The organism is Paenibacillus sp. FSL R5-0517 (assembly GCF_037974355.1).
In the GTDB taxonomy this organism is placed as follows: Bacteria; Bacillota; Bacilli; order Paenibacillales; family Paenibacillaceae; genus Paenibacillus.
In genome coordinates this window covers 3,694,650-3,716,789 of record NZ_CP150235.1, presented here as the reverse complement: position 1 = coordinate 3,716,789, position 22,140 = coordinate 3,694,650, and the positions used below count along the sequence as shown (strand labels likewise).

At 49.4% G+C, this 22,140-nt stretch carries 17 protein-coding genes; 1 reads left to right on the top strand and 16 read right to left on the bottom strand.

Annotated features, from left to right (window positions below; translation table 11 throughout):
- Positions 1 to 9: 9 nt before the first annotated feature.
- From MKX40_RS16360 to MKX40_RS16340, 5 genes are all read right to left on the bottom strand, one after another.
- Entirely contained in the window at positions 10 to 924 is a 915-nt protein-coding gene (locus tag MKX40_RS16360) for an ABC transporter permease subunit (protein WP_339234011.1), read from the bottom strand.
- 25 nt (positions 925 to 949) lie between these two features.
- Positions 950 to 4,024 carry a glycoside hydrolase family 38 C-terminal domain-containing protein gene (locus MKX40_RS16355; RefSeq protein WP_339234009.1) on the bottom strand — a complete coding sequence of 1,025 codons (3,075 nt, stop codon included), beginning with the start codon at positions 4,022 to 4,024 and terminating at the stop codon, positions 950 to 952.
- Positions 4,025 to 4,051: 27 nt separating this feature from the next.
- On the bottom strand, positions 4,052 to 6,277 hold the full coding sequence (locus MKX40_RS16350) for a hypothetical protein (RefSeq protein WP_339234007.1): 2,226 nt from the start codon (positions 6,275 to 6,277) through the stop codon (positions 4,052 to 4,054).
- Positions 6,278 to 6,443: 166 nt separating this feature from the next.
- Positions 6,444 to 7,580 carry a GntR family transcriptional regulator gene (locus tag MKX40_RS16345; RefSeq protein ID WP_339234004.1) on the bottom strand — a complete coding sequence of 379 codons (1,137 nt, stop codon included), beginning with the start codon at positions 7,578 to 7,580 and terminating at the stop codon, positions 6,444 to 6,446.
- Positions 7,581 to 7,970: 390 nt separating this feature from the next.
- A complete protein-coding gene (locus MKX40_RS16340; protein ID WP_307534208.1) occupies positions 7,971 to 8,315 on the bottom strand; it encodes a helix-turn-helix domain-containing protein in 345 nt (114 codons plus the stop codon).
- A 198-nt stretch (positions 8,316 to 8,513) separates the two neighbouring features.
- Here MKX40_RS16340 and MKX40_RS16335 point away from each other — a divergent pair, with 198 nt between their 5' ends.
- Complete coding sequence (locus tag MKX40_RS16335; protein ID WP_339234001.1) at positions 8,514 to 9,242, top strand: SDR family oxidoreductase; 729 nt, start codon at positions 8,514 to 8,516, stop codon at positions 9,240 to 9,242.
- Between the two features lie 323 nt (positions 9,243 to 9,565).
- On the opposite strand, the gene ggt is transcribed toward MKX40_RS16335, so the two are convergent.
- The 11 genes from ggt to MKX40_RS16280 form a co-directional block, all read right to left on the bottom strand.
- A complete protein-coding gene (ggt, locus tag MKX40_RS16330) occupies positions 9,566 to 11,146 on the bottom strand; it encodes a gamma-glutamyltransferase (protein WP_339243101.1) in 1,581 nt (526 codons plus the stop codon).
- Positions 11,147 to 11,203: 57 nt separating this feature from the next.
- The gene (locus MKX40_RS16325) at positions 11,204 to 12,532 is read right to left on the bottom strand and encodes an amidohydrolase family protein (RefSeq protein WP_339233999.1); all 1,329 of its coding nucleotides are present in this window, start codon (positions 12,530 to 12,532) and stop codon (positions 11,204 to 11,206) included.
- Complete coding sequence (locus tag MKX40_RS16320; protein ID WP_339233997.1) at positions 12,529 to 12,969, bottom strand: cupin domain-containing protein; 441 nt, start codon at positions 12,967 to 12,969, stop codon at positions 12,529 to 12,531. The genes MKX40_RS16325 and MKX40_RS16320 overlap by 4 nt, the downstream gene beginning before the upstream one ends.
- A gap of 46 nt (positions 12,970 to 13,015) precedes the next feature.
- The gene (locus MKX40_RS16315) at positions 13,016 to 14,698 is read right to left on the bottom strand and encodes a CocE/NonD family hydrolase (protein ID WP_339233995.1); all 1,683 of its coding nucleotides are present in this window, start codon (positions 14,696 to 14,698) and stop codon (positions 13,016 to 13,018) included.
- 96 nt (positions 14,699 to 14,794) lie between these two features.
- Positions 14,795 to 16,129: an FAD-binding oxidoreductase gene (locus MKX40_RS16310; RefSeq protein WP_339233992.1), complete on the bottom strand. Its 1,335-nt coding sequence runs from the start codon at positions 16,127 to 16,129 to the stop codon at positions 14,795 to 14,797.
- Positions 16,130 to 16,178: 49 nt separating this feature from the next.
- Positions 16,179 to 17,195, bottom strand: coding sequence for an ABC transporter substrate-binding protein (locus tag MKX40_RS16305; protein ID WP_339233990.1), 1,017 nt, complete (start codon positions 17,193 to 17,195; stop codon positions 16,179 to 16,181).
- Positions 17,192 to 18,097, bottom strand: a complete 906-nt coding sequence (locus MKX40_RS16300; protein ID WP_339233988.1) for a fumarylacetoacetate hydrolase family protein — start codon at positions 18,095 to 18,097, stop codon at positions 17,192 to 17,194. Before MKX40_RS16300 ends, MKX40_RS16305 begins: the two co-directional genes overlap by 4 nt.
- Positions 18,094 to 18,936 carry a creatininase family protein gene (locus MKX40_RS16295; RefSeq protein ID WP_339233986.1) on the bottom strand — a complete coding sequence of 281 codons (843 nt, stop codon included), beginning with the start codon at positions 18,934 to 18,936 and terminating at the stop codon, positions 18,094 to 18,096. Before MKX40_RS16295 ends, MKX40_RS16300 begins: the two co-directional genes overlap by 4 nt.
- Before the next feature lie 72 nt (positions 18,937 to 19,008).
- Positions 19,009 to 20,196: an amidase gene (locus tag MKX40_RS16290; RefSeq protein WP_339233985.1), complete on the bottom strand. Its 1,188-nt coding sequence runs from the start codon at positions 20,194 to 20,196 to the stop codon at positions 19,009 to 19,011.
- A 21-nt stretch (positions 20,197 to 20,217) separates the two neighbouring features.
- On the bottom strand, positions 20,218 to 21,030 hold the full coding sequence (locus MKX40_RS16285) for a cysteine hydrolase family protein (RefSeq protein WP_339233983.1): 813 nt from the start codon (positions 21,028 to 21,030) through the stop codon (positions 20,218 to 20,220).
- A 64-nt stretch (positions 21,031 to 21,094) separates the two neighbouring features.
- Complete coding sequence (locus MKX40_RS16280; protein WP_339233980.1) at positions 21,095 to 22,123, bottom strand: ABC transporter substrate-binding protein; 1,029 nt, start codon at positions 22,121 to 22,123, stop codon at positions 21,095 to 21,097.
- Positions 22,124 to 22,140: the final 17 nt, after the last annotated feature.

The window sequence follows — 22,140 nt, the reverse complement described above, 5'->3', positions numbered from 1 at the left end:
ATCACCTCCTTAGAACAGGGATACATCACTGACTTTGCGGGCAATCCGGTTGACCGTTAGCACCAAAATCAGCCCAATTACACTCTGGAACAGCCCCACAGCTGCCGCGTAACTCAGACGCCCTTCCCGGATACCCGAGTTAATGGCGTGCACGTCGAGTACACTTCCCATGCCAGCGGTCGCAGGTCCATTCAGGAGAAGCAGCTGCTCATAACCCGCGCTCATCAAGTTACCCACGGCGAGAATAAATAATATAATGGCGACATTACGGATACCCGGCAGGGTCACATGCCACATCTGTTGGAAACGCCCAGCACCATCGATCTTGGCAGCTTCATATTGCTGCTGGTCAATTCCGGCAATCGCAGCCATGAATATGATGGAGTTCCAGCCGATGTTCTTCCAAATATCCGATCCAACAATCATCTGATAGAACCAGGTGGGATTGTTCAGGAATTGGATAGGATCAGTTCCGAACGACCCCAGCAAATCATTCACTGGCCCACCGTATGGCGTAAGCAATCTCTGCATCAGGGTGACAACCACAATCCAGGATACAAAGTAGGGTAAATAGGAAAGTGTCTGAACGGTTTTCTTGAACCTGATCATGCGGATTTCATTTAAAAGAATGGCGAGAATGATTGGCATCGGAAAGCCGATTAACAGCTTCATGAGACTGATGATCACCGTGTTGCGGATGATATCACCAGATTGATAATAGTTAAAGAACTGTTGAAAGTACTTGAAACCTGCCCAAGGGCTTCCGGTAAAACCGCCAACGAAGGTATAGTCCCTGAAGGCAACCTGAATTCCATATAAGGGAACATAGGAGAATAAGAAAAACCAGATAATGCCAGGTAACATGAACAAGTAAAAGAGCTTATGCTTCCAGACTCGCTTCATTAACACACTGTTCTTAATCACATTCCCAACGCTCCTTTCTCTTAAACTAACCTTTCAATCGCAGCGAGATGATCTCGAATGGTGTAAAGGACAAAACTACGTCAGATTGATCCCGAAGCTCCAGCGATGAAATGTTATTTTCCATGAGATCAACCGCCCAAACTTCAGCAGTATCCCATCCGATAGACAGTTTCGTTTTAACCTGGGTTCCCGAGGTCTCATACAGACGGACAATAATGTCATTGCTGTCCTCGGCTTTTTTGATGGACTCCACCATGATGTGCGGATGATCTGGCTGCAGGAATGCTTTCGTGTAAGGCAGCTTTTCCTCTTCGACATCCATTGAAGGTGCAGGCAATGAACTCAGGCGCAGCGGAATATTGAGCTCATTGCCTCTTCGATAGATTTCAGCCTGAACATGGTTCCCCTGATGCGGATATAACGAATAGGTGAATTGGTGCTCTGCACGATCCGCCACCGGATCCGGGTACGAACTGCTGCGCAGCAAATGAAGGTCAAGCACATTGTTAATGGCTCGATGCCCGTATTTGCAATCGTTGAGTAAGGCGACTCCGTAATCCGGTTCCGATATATCCACCCATTGGTGAGCGCATATCTCATCCTTGGCAAAGTCCCACATCGTATTGCGGTGAGTCGGCCTGCTCAGGCTGCCAAACTGGATTTCACAGTGTACCTGATCGGTACGAATCTGCACCGGGAACGAAGTGCGCAACATTTTACCGTGTTCCTGCCAATCCACGACCGTCTCAAAATCAATACGCCGACTGCCCTCCGTTAAAATAACGGTTTGGGTTAGAGACGATTCTCCGTAGCTGTAATCAAAAACCAGCCCAACTTTCGGACCATCCCGAAGCTCATGGATATCATTCAGAATTAATGGCATCCCCACTTGCGCTGAATAATCATGGCGGAAATCCCAGGCATCGCCTTCATCATGATATACACGAAGATCGTTCCCCCGCTGTCCTTGCAGGATAACTTCACGTGCCTCCAGCTTATCCAGGATTGAGGTAATGCCGCCATTGGGGTCAAATTTCACGATGAGAATGTCATTCTCCATACTGTACTCCTTGGCTGTTTCACGGAAATCTGTTTCCAGCGCAGCAACATCCGTTTCAATACCCGTTGCGATCTCCCCCATGACCTCCTGATCTTCATGATTAGATACCACGGTGTAGCCCATGGATGGAACCTGCACCTTATGCCATCGTCCATGGAGGTGCAGCCACTCCTGACGTTCCCACGGTAGTGAGTTGAATACCACAGTTGAATTGGAGCTTTCCTTTTGGGAAGAGATATAATCTGTAATATAGCTGTAGGTTTCGGTGATCATGCCTTCCGTCTGCTGGAGCAATGCTTCATACCGTATTAACGACTCATCATATACTCGCTTAATCGAAGATCCGGGGAGGATATCATGGAATTGGTACAGAAGCACTTCCTTCCAGATCGTCTCCAATGTTTCGGCCGGATAAGACTTGCCTATGCGGGCAGCCAGTACAGCAGCAAATTCCAGCTCGCGCAGAGCTTTCTCCATCTTGCGGTTATACCACTTGCTCCGTGCCTGACTGGTCAGGGTTCCTTGGTGCTTTTCGAGATACAACTCCCCACGCCAGGTCTGGAATCGATCTCTTTCTTCATTCAATCGTTCAAAAAATTTCCAGGAAGGTTCCTGCACAACAGGTGCCAGACCGAGCAGGTTCTTCTCCCGCTCCAACCGTTCCAAATGCTCTTCTCCCGGCCCGCCGCCGCCGTCTCCAATGCCGAAGAGCATCAATGCGTGGCTGGAAACATTTCTGTCCAGATACTCCCGCTCTGCTTTGGCAATGGAACGTGGGGCGGCCGGACTGTTGTACGTATCCTCAGGTGGCATATGTGTTAACACCGAGGAACCGTCGATCCCTTCCCACAGAAAGGAATGGTGAGGATGGCGGTTGTACTCACTCCAGGAGAGCTTCTGGGTCATCATGTAATCTACACCGGATTTCTTCAACAACTGCGGCAAGCTTGCGGAGTAGCCAAATACATCCGGCATCCACAGCGACTTCATCTCCATTCCAAATTCCTGTTGGAAATAACGTTTGCCATACAGAATCTGGCGTACAAGAGATTCACCGCCTGGCACATTGGTATCCGATTCCACCCACATGGCCCCTTGCGGTTCCCACCTGCCTTCCTGCACCCGTTCCTTGATCTGGTCATACATCTTGGGATAGTGTTGCTTCATCCAATCGTATAGCTGAGGCTGACTCGCTCCGAACACATAATCGGGATAACGCTCCATCATGCGAAGCACCGTGGAGAATGTTCTTGCGCCTTTTCGGATCGTCTCACGGATCGGCCATAACCAGGCCAAATCAATATGTGCATGCCCAACCGCACTTATGTTCAGCACAGGATCGCCGCCACGACGTGATAATGGTTCGTTCAATAATAACTTGGCGCGATGTATGCGATCAGGCGTTAATTCCGTCAATACGATGGAAGCGTCATACAGGGATTGAAGAATCCTTTCTCTGCGCGCCATGTTGACAGGAAGGTGTTCTGCCGTCTCCAGAAGCACTTCGGTATCGTAATACAAGCTTCGTATATCTTCATGACAAATGGCCAACATCGCTTCTTTTATCGTACCGCCCTGATACTTTCCAAATAAGTCGTTATTGCCGGCATCAGCCCACAGCTCGAATGCCCCGTCCGTCACCGTTATTGACGAATGGTCCAGTTCAACAACTCTTTTCCCAGGGAGACCGAGTGTGAATTCAAACTCTGAATTGATCGTTGTCAATCCCTGTACAGGCGTCCCTTCGTGGTCCACCAGACAGAGTTCGCCGTTTACGTCCAGTAGAAGAACAGCCTTGGCGTCACTACCGGACGGTGGAATGCTCCCTGTAAAACAAAACCAGGCACAATCCCATAACTTCCCCCAATGCTCGCCCTGTGAAAGAGTGATTTGCTGACCTGACATTCTTTCCTCGAATGGAACAGGCTCCGGGGTAACCCATGCCTTCACATTCAACTGGGCAATGGGCTCATATATGCCTTCACGGAGTTTGGACAGCATTTGATTCAGATGTCCGAGTCTAATCGGTTCATATGGCATAATAATTGTGTTCTCTCCTCTCGTTCATCAAGTTTTTGCTTTTGCATTCTCATGATCCCACCTTACTTGAATCTCCACCTTGTTCTTGCTGCCATGCCCATAGTTCAGCAGTACGGTTTTCGATTTTGAATCCCATTTCCATTCGGCAAGCACAGTCTGGTGTTGATCTATACTGCAAACGGATATGGGTTCAAATGGGCAATAGAATCTGGCGGTGGCCTGCATGTTGGTCGGACCCTTGGCTACACATTGAAAACCTGTATTCGTTATCGTCAGATCTTCAATTCTGGAAGAGGCAGAGATCAGGCTCACCTTGTCTTGCTGTGGCCTTCCGGCCGTAATGTCGTATAACAGTGCTTGCTCACCAGGAGCCAACCTTACTTCTTGCCGAACATGCAGGTCAGGATCGAACAAGTCCACCACCGGACCTGGGATAATCAGTGGTTCTTCGGATATGGACTCTTCCAGGACAGAGGCTATGATGTAGGGCCCACGTTTAATTTTAAAATAATGCTTGGCTTCCCAACGGAAGTTGGTATCCTGTAGTCTCTCCCATGTTTCTTTCACAGTCTGGCGAAGTTGATCTGCACTCGCTTTACTTGACGCACATGCAGCCGGATGTACAGGAAGCCAATACATCGCCCCTTTGCCCACAGGATGAATCCCTTCCTGTTCTAACTTAAGCCCTAGCTGTTCAAACAAGTGCTCGCGTGGTGAGGGATATATGGTATGCGTGCTTTCCCTGCGCTGGTCATCATTCCACCAAGCCCGGATGTTGTGATAGGGGTCGCTGTCGTCTCCCACATAAATCAATGCACCACCATCCTGTACCCATTGGGCCAGTGCATAATGGATATCGGAGTGCTCCGGCTTCATGTACTCATAACTCAACAGCAGAACACGATATGGAGCCAAGTAATGTGGATAGCGCCTCACATTATCAAGCTGGACGGGTCTCACAGGTATTCCGTGTTTAAGCAATGGCAGGGCAAGCCCATAGAATGGAGAGAAATCCAGCAGCTCCGTGTCGCCATCCTCTTGAAAACCTTCCGGATCTGTGCCGACATACTTTCCTGCATTCGGTGCTTCCGGCTCAGGCTTCATGCGCTGAAACATTGCTGAGTCGGCAATTAATACACCAATGCGGGGAGATTCACCTTCTGTTTCGATATTATCTTGATCCATATTTCCAAGTGTGTGCATCACATGCAGCAATGTCGTTGCATAGTCAGGTGGAATCCGCTCTTTATGCGTGCCTTCATCGGAAGGATAAGTTCCTTTGAAAATTCTTCGCGGCCAAGGTGCGACCTCGTAATGGGAAACCCCGGGATGAAGCAGGGAAGCAGCAACGGTCTTCAGGTAGTTCTGTTTATAGTCGGCCCATGTATAATTCGGATTGTCCTCGATAGGGTCATGCAGAAACCACATTCGTCTGTCTGTACTCCGCACAAGCTCTTGCATGACACCATATTCCAAGTAAGCGGTTTCAAAAGTGCGTTCTTTGCGCACCCCTTCATACACGTTCGGTGTTCGTGATGTCCCGGTCCAGATTTGTGCAATATATCCATCTACGGAGGGAAGCTCTATCAATCGAGACTGCGGGCTAACAATGCGCCACTGCGTATAATTGATCAGGCTGTGGGTCGGAACGTAGAATCGTAAGATGCGATTGTAACGTTTCAGAGCGTAATCTTTCATCTCGGTACACAATCGGTCTAACACACGTGTGTATAAATACGCTTTCAATTTGGAAGCCCGAAACTGTGCATCGGGTGAGGATTGAGGCGGACTCCAGGGTTCTTTGTAGTACAACTGCCATTCTCTCTTAAACGATTCCGAGTACCCCCCATTTACCCAGAATTCAGGCTCCTCCAGATGGATCGCCTCCACGCCAGAATCAACAGCTGCACGGATGCGTTCAGCGATATATTTACCAAAGGAAACCGTTGGGACCATGTAAGGAATAATAGGTTCCTTCCCATGTACAATCATCTCGCCATCGCGATCCATCTGGGCTTCATCCCAGTGCGTTTCCCCGTCTATTTCCCCGTCCAGATAGTCGTTATAGGTCCCCCATGCTACTCCTGTCATTAAATGAACCACGTACCCTTTATCCTTCCATTCCTGAATACGTTGCGGCATCGTATCGTCCATTCCATAGACCATGACAAAATCCGTTTGCAGATCATAATCAGGATGATAGGGTGCTGATTCCTGGAATCCGGTTCGTTCTTCTTTCCGATCTCTAACCACAGCTATGACCTCCCTGCCCCTGTTGGATTGGTCTTTCGTTGTAAATATTCACCATTTTACAAAATATAATATATATTAAGAATATATTCAATATGTTTTTATAAAAATAAAAAAGTCTTTTCCGTACATCTACGGAAAAGACTTAAATTTAAGCATTCATATATGATTAGGGACATCTTCCAGTCGTTTGACGAACGACAAGTTCAGGTTCAATCAGAATTTTGCTGAAGCCCGTAATCTCGCGGCTATTCCGAATGACTTCTAGAAGCTGGTTGCCTGCTCGGATTCCCATCTCTCTCTCAAATTGCTTTACATGTGTAAAAATACTGAATTCCTCCACGATGGAAGTGGGGTCATCAAAGCTTACAATCGATACATCTTCGGGAATGCGAAGACCGGCTTGCTTGGCCATTTGATAGATCTGAACCCCCAGCCTGCCATTCAGCGATATATAAGCAGTCACCATTTTGTTGCTGATATATCGGTACAACGGATGGGCTTCGGCGTCTTTCAGAACAGACAGCGGTTTGAAATCTGTAATCATATGTGCAGGGTTAATCAATGCTTCTTTATCCTTCAGTGCTTCAATATAACCATCAATCCGCTCCTGGACAGTGACGGTTTGCAATGGAGAATCCGAGCAGATCGCTATATCACGATGTCCAAGCTCCCATAGATGTTCAACGGCCAGCCTCACGCCCAACCTTCCATCAGCCGCAATGTAATGGGTTTCGACGCCAGGCAAATATCGGTCAATCAGTAAAAAAGGGAAGCCGGATAACTTCATGCCGAGAATCTCCTCGTTATAGTTACCTTCATCCACAGGAAAGATTAACAGCCCCTCAGTTCCAAGTGCCTTTAACTCCCTGATCGCATCCTTTTCTTTCTCGATGTTGCCATGCGTCAGCATGATCATGCTGCGATAACCTTCCTGATTGAGTGACTGCTCGATTCCTTCGATGAGTCGAATCGCAAAGTAGTCGTGAATCGTAGGCATGATCACCCCAATCATTCTTGTACTCGATCTGCCTCCCTTTACTGCCGGAGATTCAGAAATTGCGGTGTCTGTTGCATCTGTGCCTTCCGCGACAAAGCTTCCTTTCCCCGGGACGCGTGCAATCAATTTCTCGTTAGCCAAGCCTGTCAGGGCATTCACAACTGTAATTTTGCTAACGTTAAATCGATCCATGAGTTCCTTCTCTGTCGGTATTCGATCACCCGGCTTCATATTTTCGGAAGCAATGAATTTGCGGATGTAGTCTTGAATTTGTTGGTACAACGGTATTCTATCATTCGTACTCATGATAATCACATCACCAATTCATTCATTATATTTTTATATATAAAATATATTTTTACACATATAAGTACAATAAACAACCGCATAATGCCTGTCAATCCTTCATTCCTTGACTCATCTTCTCTATTGGGGAGACAAACCATTTTTCTGGGCGCAGGATCATCAGGTGTTGATTCCCTACTCTCGTGTGGCCATAAACTAATCGTGCTTGGTGATCCCTTAGGGAACAAAAGCCTTTTTGGTTCAGTGATTCAGGCATTCCAACATTAGAGTTGCAGTCCGCCCAGAACCAAAACTTCTGAATCGAATCTCGCTATGCAGCGCGGTGAAAAGTGGAGACGCCTAGGATTTTTTTTCGATGCGGCTATCCATTAAGACTTCCCGATCGCAGACTTAGGATTGAAACTCTTTTCCCCATACTCTTATAGAATCGATGATACTCGACAATTTATTTCCTTGTTCAGTGAGGGAGTATTCTACTTTGGGTGGCACAGTATCATCTACTATCCTCTTCACAATTCCATCCGCCTCAAGTTCCCTGAGCTGTAAAGTCAACATCCGTTGTGTAATCCCTGGTATTAATCGTTTAAGTTCATTAAATCTGACCGATTTTTCGGATAAAATGTCGATAATGATTCCCTTCCATTTTCCTCCTATCATATGTAAAACCATTTCAACAGGACAAGCCTTTATAACCTCTTCACTGCAATCCCCATAATTTTTTAATCCATATCCCATATTGCCACTCCATTCATTAAGTTACAAAAATGTGCGTACTTATAAGTCTCAATCATTTCCACTATATTAACTATATCAAAAATGAAAGGAGATATATCATGGGTACAATGAGAGAATCTTAATGGCAGTCACAACTATAAGAATTAAATATATTTTCGTAGGTACAGGTTTTAGAAAACAGATTAGGGAGGCAATCTTATGAATAAATCCAAGATCGTATTAATTACAGGTGGCAATAAGGGTATTGGTTTTGAGACAGCAAGACAATTGGGAAACATGGGGTATGAGATTTTAATAGGAGCAAGAAGCGAAGAAAAAGGACAAGAGGCCGTAATGCACTTGGAAACGGAGAACATTAAAGCTAAAACGGTGGTTCTTGATGTCACAAAACCCAGCTCCATTCTCTCCGCAGTAGAATGGATTGAACAAGAATATGGATACCTTGATATCTTGATTAATAATGCAGGCGTGTTTTTTGAAGGCACCACCTCTCCAAGTGAACTGGAACTGTCCGTTCTCAAGAATACTTTTGAGACAAACGTTTTCGGCGTATTTTCTGTCACGAAATCATTACTTCCCTTGCTCCAAAAATCTTCTGCCGGAAGAATCGTAAATCTTTCCAGCGGATTAGGTTCCTTAACTTTGAATTCAGACCCAACGTCGGAATTTTATAATGTGAATTCGCTCGCCTATAATAGTTCCAAAACGGCTGTAAATGCTTTAACTGTTTTCTTTGCTAAAGAATTAAGAGATACTCCTATTAAAATCAACTCGGTTTGCCCTGGATTTACAGCTACCGATTTAAATGGTAATAATGGCTATCGCACAGTCGAACAAGCAGCTTCCAGTGTAGTTAAGCTCGCCACAATCAATAATGATGGTCCAACCGGTAGATTTTTTGATGAAAATGGAGTTGTGCCTTGGTAAACCATTTTACCCGAGCAGTTTCTGAGTATTCCGTAAGTTATATACAGTTTCCCAGTCCCATTCACCAGAGTAGCGGGAGTAGGCTCTCTGTGTAGTCAACGGCTATAAGGGTCAAATTCATGTGCCTGACCAAGGACATGAACTTGACCCTTTAAATTGAAAAAAACGCGCCTAGAGCGGGTTTGTATCGGAATGATCTTAGTGGTCAAACCCTCAATCCCTCCACCCGCATAGCAGGTGGTTTTTGTTTCGCGCACTCAACTGGCTAAAGCCATAATAAAAGCCTGGGCGGCATACACTCAGACCTTTCACTTGATTCTGCTTTACCATCCGATAGCCGCACCATCGCAGCGGGGGTCTGTGCCTCCGAGCAGGAAACCATTGTCATCGATCATAATGGCATGCGCATGTCCCATGACTCTAGCAAACTCTTCAACTGTGTTTACCTTGTGTCCGGCTAGCTTTAAACGCTGCTGCACTTCTGCCGCGATTCGGCCCTCCACTCTCAATTCTTGTGTTGCCTCTCCCCACGTTCTTCCCCACACCCAGCGGGGTTCACGCACAGCGGTCTGGGGAGTCATACCATAGTCCACCATGCGAGTCAGCAGCGCGGTCTGAGTCTGGGGCTGACCTTCTCCTCCCTGGGTACCGTACAAAATATATGGCTTCCCATCACGGCAAGCCATCGCCGGCATCAGCGTATGAAAGGTTCTTTTGTCCGGTTCTAGCCTGTTCACATGCGACGGATCAAGGGAGAAGAATGAGCCTCGGTTCTGTAGCAATATACCGGTGTCTCCCCCAACCACAGCCGAGCCGAATTCAAAATAGAGACTTTGGATAAATGACACAGCATTACCCTCGCTGTCTACTACCGCCGCATATGCCGTATCATGACCTACCGGCTGGGTATCCATGGGCAGAGCTCGCTCCATATCGATGCAGGCCGCCAGCTTCGCAGCATAGGATTTGGATAGCAGTCGGTCCAACGGAATGGAGGAAAATTGTGGGTCTGTCAAATAACGATCACGGTCACGGAAGCTCAGCTTCAGCGCCTCCACGAGCAAGTGATAGTACTCATAGGAACCGTGCTCTATATTCTCCAAATCAAACTGTTCTATAATTTGAAGCGCCATTATACCGGTAAAGCCCTGTGAATTCGGCGGGACCTGATAAAGATCAAGTCCTCGGTAACTTCCTTTGATCGGCTCCGCCCATTCACCTCTGTGTCTCGCAAAGTCCTCCAGTGTCAGTAGACCTCCCTGCTCCTTAAGTGCGCGAACAATCTCCTGACCAACACTGCCTGAATAAAATACATCTCGACCCTGATCCGCAACCTGGAGCAGGCTGCGTCCCAAAGCAGACTGCACAAAGCGGCTGCCTTGCTCCGGGACCTTGCCTCCAGGCAGATAGATGGCGGCAGTCTGTGGATAAGCTGCCAGCACATCGAAACGCTCAGCCGTATTGACATGCTGGTCCGGCGATAGCGGGAAGCCTTCCAGCGCATAACGGATCGCGGGCTCAAGCACCTCCGCCAGCGTCTTCGTACCATATTCCTGTAATATGGCATCCCAACCGTCCACCATACCCGGCACGGTAATGACGCTTCGGGGTCCCCGCTGCGGGATGGCTGATTTGCCGGCAAAGCAGGCCGCGGTAATCCGACTGCCCGAACGTCCACTCGCGTTATATGCCCTGACCTTTCTCTCTTCGGTGCTATAGGTCAGCCAGAAGGAATCACCTCCCAGTCCCGTCATATGGGGGTATACGACGGCAAGACAGGCGCTCACCGCCACGGCGGCATCAAAGGCGTTACCTCCCTGCTGCAAAATACGCGATCCTGCCGCGCTGGCCAAAGAGTGAGGGCTGACTACCATCGTCTGTGTGCCTGTGACTTGTGGAACCATCTTGCCACCTTCTTTCTCTTCTATGTTCAACTGAGGGTAATTCCTGTTTGTTGCTAATCATGTTACCAGTTCAGACGTGAATGCCTGAGCGGTATGCAAAGCAGACTGCCATCTGCCGGAGGCATACACCCAGCGACTCATTTTTGTACCTGATAGCAGCTGCGTCACATCCGAAGCATCCGTGACAACAAAGTTGCAGTCATGCCCTTCTTCTATTCCATACTCGTCGCAGCCCGTGATTTCAGCAGGTATATCCGTGATCATCCGCAGCAGCTGTACGAAATCCCGTTCACTGCCCATATGGGCAGCATATGATGTGATTTGGGCGATCTGTATCAAATCCCCGCGGCCGAACGGATGGAATGGGTCTTGGATATTGTCGGAGGCCGCAGCAAGCGGAATGCCTTCTGCAAGCAGCTCGCGAATGCGTGTTGTACCCCGTCTTACCAGGCCGCGATCTTCCCGTCCTTGAAGATACAGGTTCACCGCAGGCAGCGTTACCGCGTTCAGACCGGCTTCCTTCATCTTCGCCATCACATGCTGTGCATCTTTTTCCGTCATTGCGGACAATGAGCACAGATGATCTGCCGTCACTCTGCCCTGATAACCGTAGCGAATCGTATGCTCAGCGATGCTCAGCACGGTTTTTTTTCCGGGATGATCACTTTCATCAGCATGCAGATCAATGGGTACGCCAAAACGTTCTGCTAACCGAAAAATCCTGCTAATCTCTCTTTCAGAGTCGTCTGCCAGATGAGGGGCTCCGCCAAGTACATCAATTCCCATCCGCAGTGCTTCCTCGATGGCCTCATCCGCAGCTTCATGATTGCCACGGAACGGAACCATGAGCGCATATTGGATAGCCAGATTACCCTTCAACTTCTCCCGTACTTCCAAGGCTGCCTCAATTGTCCGAAAGGCCACCTCTCTCCCCAAATGAACAGGGAAGTCGAGGTGGCTCCTTATGGTCGTGGTCCCGTAGCTCAGTGCCATTCTGGCAGCCGTCAGCATGCGTTCCGCTAACTGCTCCTTGCTGAATGTCTGTACAGCCTGGCTGTAATTAAGAATAGCTTCATGAAGTGTACCGGATCGATTCGACACCTGCTCAAGCGAGAAGGCCTTATCCAGATGCATATGACAGTCAACCAGGCCAGGAAGCATCATGCCGCCCTGCAGATCGATGCAATCTGCGTCTGCGAGCCGTTTCAGATCCGATCCAGCCTGATGCGGGACCATCAGACGGGAAGCGCCGCTTTCCCATGCATCAAGGAAATCATCTTGCCGACGGATGCTAACCCATTTTCCAACCTCCGCCTTTAGTTCATAAAGACCAAGGTCTTTCCGGTGCGGAAGGCATACATTAATGAAACGCAGCCCTGCACTCATTGTGCGGTAGCCAGCGCTTGAAGCACGGCCAGATCCTCCTCGTCAAGCTGGGTGGCCGGACCCGCTTTGATCATATCCGAGAACATTTCGTCTGGTACCATGGTCGTCAGACAATACAGACGTGTGCTGCCCGTGTTAATAATATCGTGATGGTTGCCCGGTGGAATGATAATGAACGAGCCTTGGCGGATCGGAGTCTCATACTCGCTGCCAACTTTGGCTAGCCCCTCCCCTTTTAACACATAAAAATATTCATAAGCTTCCCGGTGTTCATTGGATGGAGTTCTGCCTCCAACCTCGAAGATCTCCACAAATGAAGTGAAAGGAACCTGCTCCCTGTCGCACAGCAGGATGAACTTATTCGTATCCTGTGCGGAAATTTTGTGGACGGGACAATTCTCAAAGTTACCAGCAACCAGACCTGGAATGTTCACCATATACATTCAACCTCACTTTGATTGATTTTAATTTATGCTTCGCTTTTTATCTTTTTACCGGTAGCCTCAAACAGGATATGTCCTGTTCTGTACTGCGAACAGCTGTGGTAGCAATTTTCAACCCACCTGTTCCCGTGCTGTTCATCTCGTCTCTAACACCGTTTGGATGCCGGGCGAATAACGGGAAGGCGCTGCCTGTCAACTCAAGCCGGACATACGAGCCAGCCGGAAGGGTGGCCGCCAAGGGACGCAGCCGGATCTGCGCTGTTCTCCATTCATTAGAAGCATCTGCTCCGTCACTGCAGATTTCCGTGCGACCCACACTCAGTAGCCGGGCCGTCCCTTTCTCGGATACGGTGGTGAGGATGGCTACCAGATCCGTCGGACCTCCCAATGTTTGGTACTGCACGGATAACTCCGGGGACCCAAAAATCGGGATATCCTCTGCAAGCGGTCCTCCCGTATATACCAGAATTTCTTGCCGTTCCTGAATGGCAGCTCGGTCGGACGGCAGGTAAGAGTCCAGGCGCATCGGCAGACGTGAGTCGTACACGAATACATCCGGCACAGCTTCCTCTACATCTTCCTTATGCTTTTCGAGTCTCCCCCCTCCTGCCGCACCATTCGCCGGGGTCTGTGACCCGGACAGATAAAACCATTCGGACGGAGAGGCCCCATCCTCATATAGAGAAGGCAGCTGTTCTCCCGTATGCCATTCATGACTCAATTGGTCAAAATATCGGATCGGCAGTTCACCAGACAGTTCCATGTCTTCCTTGCCCTTCAGCCAATAATCAAACCAGCGCAGCTGCTCCAGATGATGACCACCATCCGCCTGCTCGCCATGATCGATTCCGCCCGCTCTTCGCCCCCATGGAATATGGGCCCACGGGCCGACAATGAGCCGATGAAAGCAATCCGGTGTGGCCGTAGCTTGCAGAGCTTCGAACGACTGTAACGTGCCCATGAGGAAACCGTCATACCATCCCCCAATATGAAGCGCCGGCACGGGTTCCTTTACGATATCGTTGATCCAGTTCATCTGCTCCCAGTACTCATCGTACGCTTGATGATCGATCCAATCATAAAATGAGGGAAAGTATTGCTCCAGAATTGGATGTCTTTCATTCAATGGCATTTTCCAAAGCATCTCATCGGGGCTGCGCATGAGTCGTGAGCATTGCTCTGCCGTTTCGAAGTCACCCGCTCTTTGTGCCGTGTCACGAGCCAGTTGGAAAGCCCACGGCAGATGGTTGCCAAGTGCGAAGGAGCCATGTGGATAAAACAAGCCATGATACATGTCTGCCGGACACATGCTCGGTGCAATCGCCTTGAGCGCAGGAGGGTGAAGGGAAGCTGCTGCCCATTGTGTTAGCCCTTGATAAGAGAAACCGTACATGCCTACGTTCCCGGTCGAGCCGGACAGACTGGCTGCCCATTCGATGGTATCAAATCCGTCCTCTGCTTCTTGAACAAACGGATTAAATTCGCCTTCCGACTCGCCCCGCCCTCTGACATCCTGGATTACCACGATATATCCCTTACTTGCATACCAGACGGGGTGGGCATGCGTAACGGTAGAAGCAATCGACCGTCCGTAGGGCTGGCGCATCAGCAGCACAGGATATTCTCCTGTCTCGTCCGGCAGGTATATATCTGAATACAACGTTATGCCGTCGCGCATCGTGCAAGGGACCTTTCGGCGGATGACTACATTTCCAAATTTCATGCAACTCGCTCCTTTGCTGTAGATACGGATTGACTAGTAAAATCCGCATGGCACGTTAACTGCTGCAGGTTGCGCCATTTTTCCGTCACCCGTTGATCAGATACCGCTAACTGCCGAACGCTTTAATTTCTCCTGATTCAAAATTCCCTTCGGGTCATTGCGATGTTTAATTTCCCACAATCGATCATGGGCGTATGATCGCCCGCCTTCCTTCAAATCCCATGTATGCGGATTGTTGACGATAACGCGGTTTTTCTCGTAACATTCCATCAGCTGATTCAGGTTCTCCTCCGTTGTGAAGGGAACCAGCGGCAAGCCGGAGATCAGCAAATTTCCGTTTTGCCGGGCAAACTCGATATGATTCATCACTTCCGGATATTCCTTTTTCATTGATGAGATTTGCTCAAGGGCACTAGAGGGGTCAAAATTGAGCTGCAGGTAAGTCAAGTCAGGATCTGCCTTGCGCGCCCACAAAGTTGTATGATTCCATGTGAAATCGGAGACACCTACACCTTTGTGATACTGTTCGGCAGAGACCTTCATAGCCAAGTGCCCTCCATACTCCGATAGGATACGTTCAAGCTGGGATTCGTTGGCTGTATCCACTTCCAGTAATGCGACAGCATGGTCAGCGGGGAGATCAAGCGGAAGAAAATAGGATGGTACCGGCCATTCATGGATGGAAATTAGCCGTTTCACCAAGGAATTGTCCTCAGCTACCGACTGCCCGAAGCGAAAAGCCTGTTCAAAACGGTCAAAGGTCACTGCCCATTGCATCCATTCCACTCGGGGAGCCAGATTGATTTCCACTTCGGACAAAATGCCGATTGTACCGTAAGTATGCAGGTAAGGCAGCACTTCGTCCCCCTGGAGCTCAATGGTACGGGGATGAACCTCAACAGTCTTGATTTTTAGAGAACGTACCAGCCCATCCCAGATCGTTCCCCAGCTGATCGAACCGATGCCGCCAAAACCGCCGCATAAAAAACCGCCGATCGTCGCGGATTGAAAGGTGGAAGGCATCGTACGCAGCTCGTAACCTGCCTTGCGGGCAGTAGATTCCATTTTGCCGAGTCTGGCCCCGGCCTGGATCCGCATCGTGCCTTCTCCCATTTCGAGCACCTTGTTGTATTTGGCCAGATTCAGGACGATTCCGCCTGTGACCGGAACACATTGGCCATAGTTGCCGGTGCCGTTCCCCCTGATGGTTAGCGGAACTCCCAGCTCTGCTGCTATGGAGAGCAGATCGTCAAGTTCTTCCTCGGTGCGCGGACTGGCGATGCACTCGGCGACCTTACCCTGCAGCTGACTGGCCAGCACAGGAGAGAAGTGATGATAATCCATCGAATATTTGGCAAGCGCCGCCTCCTCCCAATGCAGCAATTCCGGATCCATGCGTTCTTTCAATACGGCTATCCAATGTTCATTCATTCGGTTCCCCTCCCGTATGTTGTAATACTGATCTCATTAAAGGAATCTCTTAGGAATTCGGCAAGAACTCATCCGTAAATACTTTGCTGACATCAGGCTCCTCTTTCAATGCCCCAATCTCCTTAAGCTGCTTTCCGAGCTCCGTCCAGCGTTCCTCTGTCATGTAGCCAACACCATGTGTCGCCGCATCACCTTCATATACAAACGGGATAAGCGCTTCTGCGGCATAGTTCAGCTTTTCTTTCGTAAAATCAGGGTTTTCCTTTAAAATGACGTCATTCACGGTATCATAATTGGTTTTGTAATAATCCCAGCCCTTCATCGAAGCCTCGACATAACCACGCACAATATCAGGATGATCCTGGATATACTGCTCCGTGGTGAACAGCACATTGGAATACGGGTTATAACCGGCATCCGCCAGTAGCAGGAAATCAATGTCTACATTCTGCTGCTTCATCTCGTACGGCTCACTGGTTACATATCCCTGAATGGCAACCGTTTCATCGGCTACAAAAGGAGCCAAAGAACCGGTATAAGCCAATTCCTTCACGTTACCCAATTGGTACTTACTCTTCACAAAATCCCAAAACACCGAGCCTGTCCCCACGTATACGGAGCGGTTGTTCAAATCGGCCAGGGAGGACAGGTTCTGATTGGCATGAACCATAAGTCCCTGCGGGCTTTTCTGGAATATCGTTGCAATCGCTACAAGAGGGATTCCTTCTTCACGAGCGACCAGCAATTGATCCGCTGTTGCCAGTCCGAACTGCGCCTTGCCTGAAGCCACAATCTGTGTTGGAGACACCTGCGGCCCACCTGCCTGGATGGTCATATCGAGACCAGCCTCATTGTAATATCCTTGTTCCTTTGCCGCATACAGTCCCCCATGCTCTGCTTGTGCAAACCAGTTCGTCACCTGTGTAATTGCCGTGAGTTCCTCGCTTCCCCCTGCAGCAGAGGCATTCTCAGCCGTTGGCTGATTCCCGCAAGCCGCGAGCAATGTGGATAAGGAAAATATTGCTGCGAGTAAAACGACAGTTCCCTTTTGTCTGTACTTGTTCATCTCATTACCACTCCCCAAGGAAAATTACTGATGATTTGTACGACTTCCCCTACCGGATTTCGAAGCGTCATAAAGCCACTGATTCTACACTCGGCCACATCTCCTTGCTGAATCCGGACGGACCCGGGTGTGCCTGTCATGATCACATCACCCGGATAGAGAGTCATCATCTGTGAAAAATACGAGACAATGAACCATGGATGATACATCATGCGAGACACCGTATTGCTATGAATAACCTCATCATTCAACACCGTTTCAACGACGAGGCTCTGCAGATCACTTATTTCATCAGGTGTTATTAGTTGTGGTCCAAGACTGAAGAATGTATCGAATACCTTGGATCGCTGCAGGAATCTCGGGTTCCGTGCGTGAATGTCCTGGTTAGTCATATCCAGCGTTGCGGCAAAACCTGCAATGACCTCCTGCGCACGTTCTTCCGGCACATTTTTGCAGGTTCGGCCGATGATAATGCCAAGCTCTGCTTCTGATGTCACATTCACATCCTGAGCCGTCAGCTGGATATACTCTTCCGGCCCGATCAGGCTTGAGTCCGGCTTCATGAAGCAGACTGGCTCACGCTCTGGAGGAGTAGATGCGAGATCGATCGCTTTTTGCACATAATTCATGCCAATTCCCCATATTTTACGAGGGTGGCGGAAGAGAGGAGCAGCTGTGGCTTCTTTTGAAGGTATGAAAGGTATTGATGAAACTGCTCTATCCCCGTGCTTCTGATACCACTGGATTAGCTCCTCTAGCTGGCTTTGCTGCAAGATCTCCATAACGGAGGTGCCCCATGAGCTTCCTTCCGCCCTATTGATCTCCTCTAGAAGAAAGAATCGTTCCGCATGTTCAATCGCGGCCTGTTCACCATCGCCGTGTTTCAGACTGACGAGCTTCACAGAGTGCTTCCTGCTGGCTGCTGAACCGGTTCAGTCCCGCGGACATCGGTGATTTCAAAATCACACAGTTCCTCCAGCGCCTCTGACAAAATCGTTGAGATTCTATCCTGAATAATGCTACCTTTCTCAGGCGTGGCCGTCGTAGCATCACCAGCAATGCCGGTAGCGGAGATATCAGCCATCTTCCAGGCGAAACGAATTTTCCCTTCTAATGTAAGAAAGCGGTAAGAGGACATATCAGGAAGTTCTTTGACGAGGAACTCCTTGTTCACCCAGTCCGGTTTGATGGACATCACGAGAGAGGTCTCATAATCGCCACCATGAATACCGTATTCCAGCTCCTCGGAAGACAGGAGATCCTCTGCCACATTCAGACTGCCGGGACTGAGATAGAAAACCATCATCCCCGTTCTGATCCGTATTTCTCGTGATACCGTATTTAGCAAATCCGCGTTGCCGCCATGGGTGTTAAACAACAGTAACTTGCGAAAACCACTAGCCTTCAGACTTTCTGCAATGTCCAGCATGATGGCATGCAGTGTGCTCGCAGATAAGGAAATCGTGCCCGGAAGTCCGATATGTTCATTGCTTTTGCCATACGAGACCGGAGGCAGCAGCCAGATTTCCTTATCCGCCCGCACCCGCTCCAGCGTTTGTGATAATGTCGCTTCCCCAATCAAAGTGTCCGTATATACAGGCAGATGGGGGCCATGCTGCTCCACAGCTCCGACTGGGAGAATAATCAGCGCCTTATCCTTCGGCAGTTCTTGAACCTGTTTGCTTGTAAGACGGGGCAAAAATCGCTCCTCCCACGCTGTTCCTTCATATCGTTGAAACATAACAGACACCCTTTCTCCTGAGGCTTTATTGTTTTTACGCGTAGCTTCATGTTCATATATCGAATGATGCTCTTATCCTTTTACTTCAGAATGTACTGCTGAAAGAAAGGATGTGGCCCATTCCAGCAGACGTTGATCTTGTCCCGGACCGGCAATGATCGAAATACCGACCGGGCAGCCCAGTACCTCCGCAGCCGGAATCGTAAGTTGCGGCAGACCCGACAAGCCGGAAATGCAGGTTAAACGCATCGTTTTCACTCTTCGTTCTTCAATTAAAGGCCCACCCAAGCCCAACTTCGGGGCCGCTCCAGTCGTCGTCGGAATCACAAGCACCGTATCCGTTCTGAGCAGGTCAGCCATGTGCTTGCACACCTCAACCCGGCGTTTGGCTGCCTTCTCCTGATCGGCACGTTCAACGGTGCTTGCCCAGGAGAATCGCCCGGCCGTATCTGGTCCGAAGGTCGGCTGCTCACGTTCAATCCAGGCCCCGTGCTCCTGCCATATTTCATAACCCTGGATCGTCCTGAACATGGTCATCCATTCTGGTAGACCCTGCGGGGCGATGCGAACAGTTTCATGGCTCGCAGCCATGCCGCAAAGCAACTTCAGGTAAGGGGTAAGTGCCTCTTTGCTCTCCGTGTCAGCAAGCTCCCACGCATCCTCACCGATGAGCACCCGGCTGAAGCCTGTACCCGAGTCTGTCTGCGGCAAAAGCACTTCTCCTACCCGGCACAGCGTCTCGAGATCACGTGCCATCCAGCCGACGGTGTCGAAGCTGGGAGCGAGTGGGATAACGCCTTTCGCGGAGACAAGGCCATGCGATGGACGCATTCCATAAATTCCACAGTACGAAGATGGCACACGGACCGATCCTCCCGTATCCGTTCCAAGGGAGAAGTCAGTAAGCCCAGCGGCGACAGCAACCGCCGATCCGCTCGATGAACCGCCAGGGATGCGATCGGGAGCCCTTGGATTCACTGGTGTTCCATAATGAACATTTTCACCATTCAAGCTGAACATCAGCTCATCCGTATGCGTCATGCCCGTTAGCCTTGCTCCTTGCTGCAATAACAGGTTGAGCGTTTCCGCGTGTTCCGCCTCGGGTCCATGCGTCTGGAGCCAACACGGATTACCCGCGCCATTTGTATTGCCACGGACGGCATATACATCCTTGACCATATAGCTGAGTCCGTTCAGCCTACCCTGTCCTGTCGGTTCAACGATCACCTGGTTGACAATGGAGTTCCATTGGTCATTCATTTCTTCATCCCATCCTTCCGCTCAGCCTTCTAACGATGCCAGCTCTTCCGAGGTATTCCTCTCTATAGGAGTCGCTCCCTCGCTCAGCTCTTGTACCAACCATGTGGAATCCGTAACGAAGCCATAACATTGCTTGATATTGTACAATGTCGCTTCTATGCAGAAATCCGGGGAGCTTGTTGCCGAGCAATCCTCCAGAAGTATGCCGTCATATCCGAGACAAGCCGCGTCCTGCAGTGTATGCATGACACACTGATCGAGATTTACCCCGGCAAACAACACTGTTTGAATATTGAGATTGCGTAGAATACTGTCCAGTGGTGTATCCCAGAACCCGCTCATGCGATATTTATCCACATAGATATCATCGGGGGACGAATCCAGACCATCGACAATGGCCGTTCCCCAACTGCCTTTCTCCAGCACCTTGGAGCCGTTCCCCGGCAGCGGGTCCCCGATGCCGTTGCCTCGCCCATCCGAATTGTATACATGAAGCACGGATGGCGGCACGTTCATTCGGTCTTCCCGATTGCCCCAGTTCACCCATATCACAGGCACTCCCGCTTTGCGCAGCTCGGGCATCAGTCGGTTCAGCCGGCTGACCGGGTTAAGGAGTGGAGAGGTATCGACCCCAATGGAATCCAGCCATCCACCCGGTGTACAGAAATCATTCTGCATATCGATGACAATAACTGCCGTATGGTCGAGATCAAATATGACTTCCTGCGGCTGTGCAGGGAGGGTTACTGACTTGCCGTACTTTTGCGTTCGCCTCAGATCCACCAGCGTTTCGGACACTTGCCAATAGCTCTTTCGATTTCCAAGTTTGAACATATTAAGTCCCCTCATTTTTTCTGAAATTTCTGATTTGAAGCTTCACATTACTTTTGGTTCAGGTCTATGGCTTCATCAGATACTCCGTTGTAAACGCCTGGGTAACATCTAGTGATTTCGTTAATCCTCCGCCCTTGATCATCTGATCCTGCAAGGTGCTCCAGCGTTCCTTTGTCATATAACCAACACCATTTGCTTCGGAATCCTTGTTAAGAATAAAGGGTTTTTCCTGCACTGCTTCATAATTCATTGCTTCTACCGTCATATCGGGATTGTAGGTTTGGATAAACGGGTTTACCTTTTCATAGTTGTCCAGATAATAGCTCCAACCTTTCTGACTTGCCTGCACCACAGCTTCAACAACATCAGGGTGCTCTTTAAGGTAATCTTCCGTCGTAAAAAGAACGTCTGCATAGTTCGCATAACCGGAATCGGCGATTTTCAGATAGTCCACCTCAACCCCCTGCTGAGAAAGTGCGTAAGGCTCATTCGTGATGTAACCCTGATTGAGCGAACTGGGATCATTGATAAAATTGACCAGCTGCCCGTTATACTTCATTTCTTTTACATCTGTCAGATTGTATTGGCTCTTGATATATTCCCAGTAAGGCACCGCTGTACCGATGTATACGGTTTTGCCGTTCAGGTCTGCGAAATCCTGAATGTTCTCCCCCTTGTGGTACATCAGAACCTGCGGTGTGCTTTGGAAACCGGCAAGGATACCGACAACAGGGATTCCCTGTTCCCGCGCCTTCAGAATTTCATCCGCATACGAGATACCGAATTCAGCTTTGCCTGCAGCGACAAGCTGCATGGTTGACACCTCGGGGCCTCCTGGCTGAATCGTCATGTCTATGCCCTTGTCCTTATAAAAGTTCTGCTGCAATGCCGCAAAATAGCCTCCATCTTCCCCTTTGGCGTACCAGCCCTCGATCAGTTTCACCTGTTTCAAATCTGTTCCCGCTTCCCCTCCCGCCGAGGCGGCGGATTCTAGAGCGGAGGAATTGGAGCATGCGCTTAGAAGCAGTAGGATCAAAGAAGCAGCCGACAGCAGCCATTTCTTGTAACGAAAGTTCATATGATGTTTGGACATGTTGGATCTTCTCCCCC